This is a genomic window from Bifidobacterium hapali, assembly GCF_002259755.1.
In the GTDB taxonomy this organism is placed as follows: domain Bacteria; phylum Actinomycetota; class Actinomycetes; order Actinomycetales; family Bifidobacteriaceae; genus Bifidobacterium; species Bifidobacterium hapali.
Genome location: NZ_MWWY01000014.1, coordinates 23,613 through 35,883, shown reverse-complemented (window position 1 = coordinate 35,883; position 12,271 = coordinate 23,613). Strand labels below are relative to the sequence as shown.

Here is a 12,271-nt window from a genome sequence, read left to right as displayed (position 1 = left end):
AAACCCCTAGCCCATCCGCCGGAATATCACAAAAACAGGGTCCTAAACGTGATATTCCGGCGGAAGTACCTAAGTCCTCCGCCGAAATATCACATTCATGAACTTTCCTCAATCAGCCATGCTATTCATCCCGGCGCCAGCGGCTGGTGACGACGCCAGCGATGCCTACAGCGGCGCACATCATGGCGAGTACTATGGCCGGAACCACATCGGCACCAGTATTCGCAGTACTCCCCGGCCCCGGCTTCACCCCCGGCCCCGGCGTCACCCCCGGCTCATCCGGCACGCCAGCATCAGCGAACTTCGGCTCCACAGTCACATCGAACGTCCCAAACGACACAGCATCCTCCGTATCGGGTACCGACACTAGGAACGGATCACAAGTGTAGCGCGTGTTCGCATCAGCCACCGCCACGCGAGACACCAGATAGACGCCAGCGGCAAGATCGGCGAACTGCACACGGCCACGCGCATCGGTGACGCCCCGCTCAACATATAGCCCACGGTCTGCAGCGAGCGCATCCATGCGTTTGGCGGCAGCGTTGAGCGCGGACGAGGTCAGCCCATCCCAATCATCGATGAATCGGGCGAAATCAGGTAGCGTGTGGAAAGCGGATGGCTTGCCGTCCGGGTCGAGCGTGGCGGAAGCGACCCGCACGATGGCGTAGCTGTCGCCGGCGAGCGCACGCTTATCGTCGGCGTCACGATCCCAGACGGCATCGATGGTGAGGGAACCGATCGGCTGGTCAGCGTCGGCCGCGAATGCCTGCGGCACGGCCAGCGACATCACACAGACAGCGACGCACATGACCGCGCACAAGACGATCACCATGAAAGACCGACGCCGTGGGACGGACAGGAGCGCCGAGGAAAGGATGCCCATATGGGCCGCGCTGTGTCCATGATCGCGATCGTCTTGACGCGTGTCCGCACGCATGTCCGCATGCGTGTGCGCACGCATGCCGTGACGCATGTCCTCACGCATGTCTGCCATGAGATGTCCTTCCTCGTGGTTCGTGTCCTTGTGCGCTCCCGTTCCCCCGCTGCAAGCGTTCGCGTCGTCGCCATATGCCCCATCCGATCAGCAGTGCGATCAGCGCAAGCGACGGCAGCAGGTACTGCAGCGGAATGTCCACATGGAACGTGGGCTTGGCAGCGTCCTCATCGGTTTCGGGCACGTAGGGCACGCGATGGGCGCGTACCAGCAGCCGGTGCGTGTTTACCGCATAGGGGGTGCATGTGATGAGCGTCACCTGATCCTTGCCAGATTCGATGGCGAGCTCTTTCGTGTCGGTCGGCAGAACCGTGACGATATTGTCAACTTGGTACGCGTAGGTATCTTTGAGGATTTTCAGATAGAACTTGTCGCCGACCTGCATCAGGTTGAGGTCGGTGAACAGCTTCGCGGTGGGCAGTCCCCGATGTCCAGAGAGAGCCGCGTGCGTGGACGCGCCGCCCACCGGCAGCGAGGTCTGTTCGAGATGCCCGACGCCGACCTGCAGTACCTCTTCGGCAGTACCGTGGTAGATCGGCATGGTTTCCTTGAGCCGCGGCACGGTGAGGTAGCCCATCATGCCGTCGCCGTTCACGTTGAGCAACTTCATGTACTCGTCGTTGGTTGATTCGGTATCGACTGCTCCGGCAAGTGCGTCGGTCAGTCCGGAACTTTCCGCGGCGAGCCGTTCGTTGTACGCGTGAGCGGCGGCGAGTATCTGCTGATACTGTTCGTCGGAGAGCGCGTTGACGGCGTTGTCGTAGTTACCGACGACGCGTGACGCGTTTTTCATGATGAGGAAGTTGCTAATCGTCGGATAGAACAGCACGAGCAGTCCTATCGCGATGACCAATAGCGGCATAAGGCCGCGCAACTTCCTCGCCATGAATCTCCTTGCTAACAGTCAGCTACTTGTTCGGCGGAGCAAGCAGCAATCGGCGTCCGATGCAATACCACCGGCAAGCCGATGGTCACTGATTTACTTGGCGGTCTTGCGGTTCGACTTAACGTACCAAGCCGTACCGAGCGCCACGATCAGCACGCCGAACACGGTGAACAGGATCGTACCCATGCCACCGGTGGAGGGGAGGGTGAGATTGCTCTTGTTGACGTTGAGCACAGGAACGACCGGGTGTTCGCCAGTACCCTTGTTGTTGTCGCCGTACGAGATCTCCCACGAGGTCAGCTTACCGGTGTGAGTATCGTCCGTCTGCCCCTGATCGTTAACATCATAGGTTGCCTTGATCTCAACCTTGACCAGATCTGCCAACTTGTTGTAGCCATCCGGAGCTGCGGTTTCCTCGATCCAGTAGATGCCGGCAGCCAGGCCGGAGACAACAATGCGGCCGTATGCCGGAGTGGTCATGGTATCAACCAGTCCCTGAGCCTGCTGATTCGCATCGTACTTAGCAGTGGTAGCCGCGCTGCCCGTACCCGCAGTAACGTTGAACTTTAACGCGGTAGCGGTAGTAGTATCCGGCTTGCTGTCAGACTTGTAGATCTTGAACGTGGCACCACCGAGTCGCTCAGAAGACTCGTTGTAGATACGTCCGGTGTACTTGTCGAGAGTGAACTCGAAGGTGTGCACCTTGACTTCGGTCGGCACAGAAGTACCAGTCTGATTGCTCGTCGGGTCGTTGCTGTATTCGATCTGTGCGGAGTTGGCGTTACCGGTGGTACCAGTCACGGCGTCAGCGTTGATCTTGGCGGAATATTCGACGGTGATGGTCTTGCCGGCAGCTTCCGGATGCTTGTTCTGAATGTCGATCATCGCAACAGTGATGGTAGTGGTGCCATCGGTATTCTTTGTTGCGGTCGCGGTGTAATCCGTATCCTTGTCCAGAGCATTTCCGTTGTTGATCTTAACGGTCGGAGCGAAGTTGGTAAGGCCCGTAACAGTGTCATCCGCCGCATTCGGCACGAGGTCGAGGCCCTTGGACAGCGTATCGTGGAACGTGAAGACATAGCCTTCGGTGTAGTCCATCATGTCTCCGGCAACAGTGGAAGACAGCTTGTAGCTCACCGTATCGCCGATGTTCTTGTCTTCTGCTGTCTTGTCGTCCACAGTCTTGTCGATGGTCGGGAACTCGTGCTTGAGCTGGATAGACACGTTCTTCTCGGCATCAGTAAGCGTTACGAGTAGTGCATGGTAGGACTGATCAACCGTATTGGCAGACTGTCCCGCATCCGGAGCGATGAGGTAATAGCCGAGGCCGAGCTGCTCGAACACGTAGGTCTTCTTATTCGTGGCATTCGAGCTGGTCTTAGTAGCATCGATGGCCTTATCGGCAGCCCACTTCTGTGCCACATTGGCGAAGTTGGCAAGCTCAGTTTCGCTCAAGCCCTGAATGTACTTCACGGCTTTATCCGACAACGCATTGCTCGTATCCGTGTCGGTTTCGGTGAACTTCGTACCAGCAGCACCGTCCTCAGCGCTGGTGAAGAACGACTGCCATTCGTTCTTCAGCGTGTAGCTGACATTTGTCTTAGTACCGTCAGTGGTATCCGAATCTGCATTCGCCCCGACAGTGGCACTGAACATCTGGTACAGCTTCAACTCACCCGTAAATCCCTTGACGGTATTCACGGTGATGGTGCCGGTATCAGCCGCAAGAGCGGTGGTGGCACCGAGCCCGGCGAAGCCGAGCATTGTCGCGATGGCGATGATCACCGCGGCGATTTTCTTGATCAGTGATTGCATCACTGTTCCTTTCTCCTATAGTTGAACGAGTTTCCGGACGGTACCGGCACAACGTTCGCCATATTGGTTGCCCGCCGCCAAAGCGACGGAAAATCTTGTGGGTTATCGAAGGGGCTCATGCCGATGACAAGCATCGTCGCTCCTCGGGTTAGGGGTCATCGATCACACAGCGATTTATGCTCCGGCATGACGACCTCGCTTTCTGCGCGCACCGCCAGCATTGCTATCGCGCAAGTACCATATGGTGCCAAGACTGAGGATGAGCACGGCGATCGCCACAATCCACGCGGTTCCCGTACCGCCCGTATTGGGCAGGCTGGGTACCGAGTTCGTAACCGTCGCCACGTATTCCTTGTTGTCGTACGAGACATTCACGGTGTATCCAGCCTCGGTGGGCGTCCTGTCGTAATCCTTCTCGTGAGCTGCGTCCTTCGGATACGTCATCGCGATTTCTGCGACGGTGTACGTGTAGTAACGCACGACATCCTCACCGTTCGCACCGGAACCCGTATCGACGAACGCGACCGGCAGTCCGCTGATCTTCTTGCGCCACGTATCGGACCAGAGTGCACCGTCGGACGCATCCAAGGTCACAGTCCACGGATTGCCCTGGTTGGTTGGTGTACAGTCATCAGCCAAGCAAGTAATCTTCTCCGGCGTAACCGTTTCGCCGTTCGCATCCGTATACGTCGCCGTGATCTGCAGTGTGATCGACTGCGGCCGCGCAAGACCGGAACCGGCGTCTTTCCACACTTTCTGCAACGTCAGATCAACCGTCCGGCAACCGTCCAAGCCGCACGGGTCCTGACCGTCGTCCGGTTCGGGGGTGAGTCCACCGTTGTTGTCGCTCACCGCAACCCCCAGCATGAGATCAGCCTGAGCGGCGGACACGTACACGCCGAGCGGCGCGGACTCGTTCGCCACTCCCCCAGCCGAGGAACCAGTGTTCGAACCGCTCACGTTGTTGGCCATCACCGCGTCCTTGTAATCAGCAAACTGCTGGATATCAGGGGTCGTGTACTGATCGGTGGTACCCGGCACGAGACTGCGCGCCAGATGAGCTACGTCGTAACGGTTCAGATTCAGCTTGAGTACGCCTGCGGTATCGCTCGCCGTACCGTCAGCCTTTGCGGCATTATCCATATGCGAGCCATACGTGAACTGCTTGCGCGCGGCCGTCAACGCATACGACCAAGTCTCCGGCACGTCACGGTAAATGTGGTACGTGTTCCCGTTACCTTCGATCTTCTGCACGCTGTTGAAGTCATAAACAGTCTTCAATTTCGTAACGCCACTGAACGGACCAACCAAACCGCTTGCACCGCGGATCGTGTCCGCGTAGGTCATGTCGTCATGCTCGAGCAGACCCTCATGATTCAGACCGACGAAACCTCCCGCAATACCGGTTGTGAGATTCGAGGTACCGTCGGAATCCTGCGTTGCTCCCCCGCCGAACACGTCGTATCCGTCGGCGATGCCCTGCACTGCGGAATACGTGGCCTTCGTCCGATTCGCTTTGATTAATTCAACGGTGAGATTGGAACGAAGCTGATCTTCGTCCACACCTTGATTAGTACATGGCAGTTTGATGGTCGAGTCACCGATGGTGATAATCGCCACGTCGGTCTGCTGCTGGTTCTCAGCGTCTGCCTTTGACAGTCCGACACCGATTTTCAATCCGAACAGGTTGACATAGAGCACATTGCCTTCAGCCAACACTTTGAGATCAAACACGTCTTTGATACCGGGGAACCATGCTCCGATATCGATCACGCCGAGGCTTTCCAATTTGTCAAGGTATAGCAGTTTAACCAGTGCGTTGACGACTTTGAGGATCACATCAAGCAATACCGAACTGACCTGAGCATCAACCAAATACGCCATCGTCGTTTCACCGACGAAACCGCCAGCAACCTCTCCGCTGGACACCTTCTTGAGTCCGGTGACAGTCGACCGACTCACACGAGCAAGGTCGGCGTATCCGGCGAAACCTCCGGCGACCTCGCGTCCAGTCGCTGCATCGGTGCCGGCTTGATAGTTTTCACCTTGATGGGAAACGGTCACGGTGAAGCCGCTCGCAATGCCCTGCACCGATGAATCGTCCACATGCGAGCCCCAAATGTCGAGCACGCCGGCGGTCGCGCCAAGCAGCTGGCTGACTTGTGCATTATCGACGTCTAGTGTGCCGGCTTTGCCGAGATGTCCGATGAAGCCGCCGGCATAGTTGATGCCGTTGACGCTGTTGAGGTTCGTTACGGTTCCGTAGTCGACCGTGCCGTTAATGAGTCCGCCGCCGAAGCCTCCGGCCGCGCCGGTGTATCGCTTCGAGTCAAGGATGCCTTGCTGGCTCGCATCGTGGGCTTTGATTTGAATGCCATCAGCAACACCGACCACATTCGCGTGGTAAATGTAGGTGCGGAAGGCGTCAAGCGCACTAATGTTACCGGCCTTGATCAGTTTGAGGAGCAGGTTGGCGCTTTGGTCGGAACCGTCCGTACCATCGGTACCGGCCACAGACGCAACCGACGTCACATCAGCTTGACCGAAGAAGCCGCCTGCATACTGGCCGCCTTCCACGCCGCGCAGACCGCTTACGGTCAACGTGTCAGTACCATCCGTAGCAGTGCCGCCCTTTTCGGTGCCGGCTACGACGGCCTTCATAGAGCCAGCAAAACCGCCAGCTGCACGCGCATACCGAGTTGTGACCTTGCCGTCGGTGCCGGTCACACTGTACGCGCCTTCCACGGTGAAACCCCAAGTGGCGGCGGACTGCTCGTCCGTCACGGACGCGACTATTGCTCCCCGAACGGTGGATACGGTGGCTTGCACGACTTGCGCAAGATCGGATGGCGTGGAGATCAACGCATTAAGCAGCTTCTGCAATATGCCTTCAGATACGTTCGTGTTCACTTCCGCCACACCAGCCGCGGTGATCAGGCCGGCATAACCGCCGATCGCGTTTGTACCCTTCACACGGCGAAGGTTCGTCACGTTGCAGCCGGTCGCCGTATAGCCCTCATGCGTGGAACCGATAGTCCAACGGTCGCCGGACTCGTCCGCATCAGCGAACGTGGCATCGCCCCAAATCTGCGCGCCGGAAGCATAACCGACATAGCCGCCCGCAAAACCGTTCGTATGAGTCAGATCGATACCGGTCGCCTCGACGGTCATGCCGCGACGGTAGCCAATCACAGACGAGCTTTTTACCACAGGAACGAACACGCTCAGCGCACTAACCAGTTTGCTCAGGTTGGCTTTGATAAAGCCCAGCACGTCGATGGTGCCGAATTGCGCAGCACCTCCGGCCTCCATCGAACCCGCGAAACCACCAGCCGCCCGCATGGCCTTGACCTGCTTGGTGTCCTGCGCCTGACCGTTGGTCACAGTGCCAGCGCGCATCAGACCGACGTAGCCGCCGGCGACGCCACCCTCGGAAGCGTTCGCGTTCTGATCGTAGGATGTACGACCTGCGACCACATTTGTACCGTAAATATACATGTCAATGGCTTTATTCAGCTCATCTTGATTCGTGATAGTGCCGGCATTCTTGAGCAGTTCAGCGAATTCCTTGCCGTAACCGCCGTAGATGCCGACCGCCGAAGCCCACTTCTGCCATGTCGCAAAGTCGAGATTACGCAGCGGCCCGGTGACCTGCGTGTTCTCCTCGGTCGGGTAGGTCACGCCGAGTGCGCCGAGCAGATTACCAACCTCGATCAGTCCGAACAACAGGCTGAGACTACCGGTTTCAGCGGTATCGGCAGGTTCCATAAAACCGGTAAAGCCACCGGCAAATTCCGCACCATACACCGAGAGAATACGTGCGGCGAACGCAGTATGCTGTGGGCCGCTGTAATGGTTGTTCGCGTCATTCTCGCTCTTCCACGGCGCATTGTTCTTACCCCAAATATGGCCGCCTTCGTTATGACCCACATAACCGCCGGCCATACCGCGCAATGCGACCGAATCCGAAGCAGCTTGCGCGCGCACAACACCGCCGCATGGTATTGCGTCGGTGGACGAATTGCGAATCGTAGGTACAAAGTCTTGCAACAGCGATGCAAATGTGCCGCCAGTATTAACCAGACCGCTCAAGATCGACGCATCATCGCCGAGCACGCTTGCCGCATCACCGGGTGCGATGCCACCGGCATAACCACCGGACGTAATCTGGCCGATGATGTATGCGAAATTATGTGCGTTGGCGTCTTGAATATGCCCGCCTTGAATCCGCCCCGCGAATCCACCCGCTTGACCAATCGGGTTTTTGGCGCTGCCTTCGGTAGCGATGGCATCGCCGATAGCCGTGTTCTTTTCATCAGTGGCACTGGCAAGTACCGCATAGCCCAGCGTATCGCCGGTTACGTCGGAATGCTCGATCGTGGAGACCACAACCGACAGCACGCTGGTCACATCGGTGAGTTTGATGCCGTTACCGAGCAGTTTGAGTCCCTGCCCAACTGATGCGGCGGAACCGATATCCATAAACCCGATGTAGCCGCCGGCATAGCGCTTTGCGGTAATGGCATACTTGCTTTTCGCCCCATCGAAATATGGATAGCCGTTCACGCCCTCACGCTGTGAAGGCTCGGTGACTTTGGTGTAGCGCAATTGCGTCACATCGGAATGGGATACTTGCACGCCGGAACCGTAGCCAATGTAGCCGCCGGCGGAACCGGAACGGGAATCGGCATCATCAAGCCGATTCGCCACGACCAACAGTCCCGGATGATCCGGGCTCGTTGTCTTGTTGCCGCTCGTGGTTTCCACCGTGGTGGAGTCAGAGCGCACGCCAGCATAGGAGATGAACGGCACATAGCCTTGCACAACTTGCACCAGATTGGTCAAATCCACCGTGCCGAGTTTGCCGAGCAGGCTGATGCCACCATTGCCCGCCGATGCGAGCGCGCCGGAAACGACCTTACCGCCGAAACCGCCCGCATAGGCGCCGCCGGTCACATGGTCGATGTTGATAACGGCCGCGTAGCCGTTTGCTGTGACACGCGTCTTAATACTGGCAAGAGTTGGGTCATCTTTCAAATCACTATCGGAAAACTGGTTGATTTTGCCGCTTTGGAAGTCGCCTGCGAAACCGCCCGCTACGTCGGCTTCAACATAACCACCATTGACATAGCTGACCGTCGTATCCCGATAGTTGGGGATCAAATAGGGCACAGCGCCCAGCAGATCATTGACGGACAACAAGCCGCCTTTAATCCACTCGTCCAGCACGCTGGAATCTGCTGCATTATCGGCAACGTCGGCGAGACCGCCGGTGGTGGAGTAACCGACGAATCCGCCGGCCAAACCGTCCGAGGTGGTTTTGTCGGCGGTGACCGATCGCAGATTAGTTACATGCGCGTCAACCGTCTTGGTCGAGTTCGCCTGACCATAAAAACCGCCGACCGTGTAGACGTTAGTCTCGCCGGCGGTATTCGCGCCGGTCGCAGCCACGGTGAACCCGATGGCTATACCGGCGACGGTAGCGTCGCGCACCTCGACCGACGAATATTGAGCAACGGAAAGCAACCCCGAGACTTTGATCAAGCCGAGCACGTTAAGGCCAGTCGCACCGACCGCATCACCCGGGCCGGTCATGCCGATGAAACCGCCAGCCTCACCTTTAGCTGTGACGTTGGCAATCTGTGCGATGCTCACGTTCGTAATGTCGCCGCCGGTGGCACATCCGATGGCGCCGCCTGCGTAATACCCATCCGCAATGACCACCAGTTTCGCGGTATTGTTGACCGCGGCATTGTTGGCCATATTGTTAACGGTAACATTGCTGACCGTAAAGGCGGAGAACTGATTCACCTTTTTCAGCACGGTGAGATCGCCGATGGAAAGCACATTGTTCAAAAGCCCGGCGACCATAACCGGCTGAAGGTTGCCCGCAATGCCACCGGCATATGAATCACCGGCCTTGACCGAATCCAATTGCGTGATCACCGTGGTCTGTTGCTTCGGGTAAGCGCGCTTCGGATGTAGAGCACTGTCATATTCCCAGAACGTAAGGTTGTTGAGATTGCCCTCACTGGAATCATCGATTACCGTGCCGGAACCGACGCCGACCATACCGCCGGCGTAATCGCCGTCAGAGGTGATCTTCATCGCGGCATTCATCGTCGTGCCAAGAATCGCGGACGGTTTCACGCCTGCAATGGACAACAGTTCGCCCGCATTGCTGCCGCTGCCATCGCTCAGCAATTTCGTAATGGCTTTGGTGAGCTGCTTGACCAGCGACGTGTTCGTCGTATCATCGGTGCCGAGTTCCAATCCCCAGCCGACCGAGGCGAAGCCGGTGAAGCCGCCGGCATGCGATGCGGTGGCGGTAACGGTCGCGATGCCTGACACAGTGTCATTGATCGCATAGGCGTTCGCCATCGCGCCGGAGAATCCGCCCGCGTAGTTCGCGGCGGTCACGGTGACACCGCCTTGCGCGTCAAGCGTGCTTGATTCGATGAGGCTTTGCGGACGCAGCGCAGACATCAAATCGACGCCAAGCGAGTTGACAAGACCTCCCACATTGCCGTTGCGGCTGACGCCGGCGAATCCGCCCGCATATTGGGATGCCTTCACGGTAAACGCGTTCGCACTGGTCACCGACGAATTCTCGATGATCGTGCCGATCTGCACACCGACGAAGCCGCCGGACTGGTTCTTGGCGTCACTGCCGATAACCGTATCCGTCTTGAATCCGTTCACATGTGAATCGGAGATGACCGGGTTGTAGTAGCCGACCGGAATCAAAGCATTTAGTCCGAGCGTGCCATCCAGCAGCCATTCAACCAGATCACCCAAACCGAGGAACGGAATAACCCCGAGAATTTTCGCGAGCACATTCGTTAGCGTTCCTACAATATCGGAGACGGCATCATATCGAGTGGCGCCTTCAACATACCCTGCAAAACCGCCTGTCATATTCGCTACGCTGGAGACCGTGACATCCTCTACTTCGCACCCGGCGACGCGTACATCGCCATATATGCGGCCGGCGAACGCGCCCGTAGCGAGATTCGACGGATTAATCTTGTGCAACGTCAACAGATCAGCAAGTTTTAAATCAATGTCAAGCGCACCCAAAGTCAGCAATTTCAATGCGGCGATCAGCGCATCGAGCAGCATCCCCACGGCTGTGGTCAATGCTCCCAATAGCGTTGTCGGTATGTAGGATTCTGTGGCCTGATTCGTTACCGACACGTCACTGAGTTTGAGATTGGCAACGGTGGCCGTACCCGCGCTGCCAAGACTACTGCCGGTAAGGCTTGACTTGCTCATAATGGACGCAAAAAAGCCGACGCCCTGCTGCACGCTCACATCGAGTTGCGGTCCGGGCTGACTGACGACGATATGAGAGATGACCGGTTTAGCGGTTCCGTCTACTACACCTGTGCCAGCGGTATCAATCGCACTCCGCAATGTACCGGCAACGCTACTGTTCGTGCTCACCGCGCCGAGCATCGTGCCAGAGAACATGAGCGGCGTCCAGTTGGTGTTGGTGGGGTCGGCAGCGTTCGAGCTCAGGTCGATGTCGCGGAAGATGATGTAGTTCGCGTCCGCGGAGTAGGTCTGGCCGGTATTGGCCGAGCTGGCACTGACTTTGTTGCCGTCGTCGTCGAGCGTGGTGTAGTGGTATTTGTAGTCGTTCACACTGAGCGCGCTACACACCAGCAACGAGGAATCATGGTCTCCGTCGGCGGCCTGATCGCGCAATGTCGACGTTTCATCGAGATCGGCATCACCCACGTATTCCTGCGTTGTTACATGGTCGATATCAACCCATCCATACGTTGGAATTCCCAGCAAAATACCGGTCTGCCGACATTGTGCCGTCTCGGTTTTCCAGATCGGGCGCACCACCTTCTTGTCCGAACCGATGGCGCGCAGCTGCTGTTCGTTGCCGATCAGAATGTACGTCTTGCCGTTGATTTCCTTGGTGACTTGGCCTTCAAAATCGCGGCCGCCGAGCGTCGTCGTGCCGACGGTGACCTGAGGCTGAGATTCGGTGGATGATGAATCAGCGGACGTTGAATCCGTCGCATCCGCGGTGCCAGAATCAGCGGAATCTGATGAGGAATCATCCACTGTTTCCGTGTCATAGGCGGGCGATGAATCAGTGCGCAGCGTGGTCAGCGTCGCCGACTGTGTCGCAGCCACGATAGTGGGGTCGGTCACAATAGTGCCATTCGAGACGACGGTGACGCCGGTGTCATCGCTCGAACCGACTGCGGAGATCGATGCGGCGCCGATGTTCCACGGATCAGCGAGGCCGCGTGCATCGGCGGCAGGGGTCATGACCACGGTCATGACGACGGCAAGTATGGCGGCCATCGCGCGTCGCCAATCCATGATGACACGAGCATGATACGGTCTGCGCATGCGGAAGCCGCTGGTCAGCGGATTACTCGACATACGTCGGCGCATATGGCCCCCTATACTACTCTGGGTCATCACTCCTGTCGTTACCGATCACGCGTCTTTCTTATCAAGCCGATTAATCGGTGTAAAAACTTCTACACCCCCCCCCAGGACAGCTTTTTCTTGGTAAATTCATCCGTTTTGTAAAAGTCCCATGATCG

At 57.6% G+C, this 12,271-nt stretch carries 4 protein-coding genes; all 4 read right to left on the bottom strand.

Annotation, left to right across the window (positions count from 1 at the left end; all coding sequences use genetic code 11):
• Positions 1 to 121: 121 nt before the first annotated feature.
• The 4 genes from BHAP_RS03430 to BHAP_RS03415 all read right to left on the bottom strand — a co-directional run bounded on the left by BHAP_RS03430 (position 122) and on the right by BHAP_RS03415 (position 12,116).
• A complete protein-coding gene (locus tag BHAP_RS03430; RefSeq protein ID WP_094729362.1) occupies positions 122 to 994 on the bottom strand; it encodes an isopeptide-forming domain-containing protein in 873 nt (290 codons plus the stop codon).
• Complete coding sequence (locus BHAP_RS03425; RefSeq protein WP_094729361.1) at positions 978 to 1,880, bottom strand: class C sortase; 903 nt, start codon at positions 1,878 to 1,880, stop codon at positions 978 to 980. Before BHAP_RS03425 ends, BHAP_RS03430 begins: the two co-directional genes overlap by 17 nt.
• A gap of 93 nt (positions 1,881 to 1,973) precedes the next feature.
• A complete protein-coding gene (locus BHAP_RS03420; RefSeq protein WP_094729360.1) occupies positions 1,974 to 3,695 on the bottom strand; it encodes a SpaH/EbpB family LPXTG-anchored major pilin in 1,722 nt (573 codons plus the stop codon).
• 174 nt (positions 3,696 to 3,869) lie between these two features.
• Complete coding sequence (locus BHAP_RS03415; protein WP_094729359.1) at positions 3,870 to 12,116, bottom strand: LPXTG cell wall anchor domain-containing protein; 8,247 nt, start codon at positions 12,114 to 12,116, stop codon at positions 3,870 to 3,872.
• Positions 12,117 to 12,271 lie beyond the last annotated feature (155 nt).

What these genes read in the sequence shown, in the direction of transcription:
- BHAP_RS03430 (WP_094729362.1), bottom strand. Translation starts at nt 994, where the DNA reads ATGGCAGACATGCGTGAGGACATGCGTCACGGCATGCGTGCGCACACG.
- BHAP_RS03425 (WP_094729361.1), bottom strand. Translation starts at nt 1,880, where the DNA reads ATGGCGAGGAAGTTGCGCGGCCTTATGCCGCTATTGGTCATCGCGATA.
- BHAP_RS03420 (WP_094729360.1), bottom strand. Translation starts at nt 3,695, where the DNA reads ATGCAATCACTGATCAAGAAAATCGCCGCGGTGATCATCGCCATCGCG.
- BHAP_RS03415 (WP_094729359.1), bottom strand. Translation starts at nt 12,116, where the DNA reads ATGCGCCGACGTATGTCGAGTAATCCGCTGACCAGCGGCTTCCGCATG.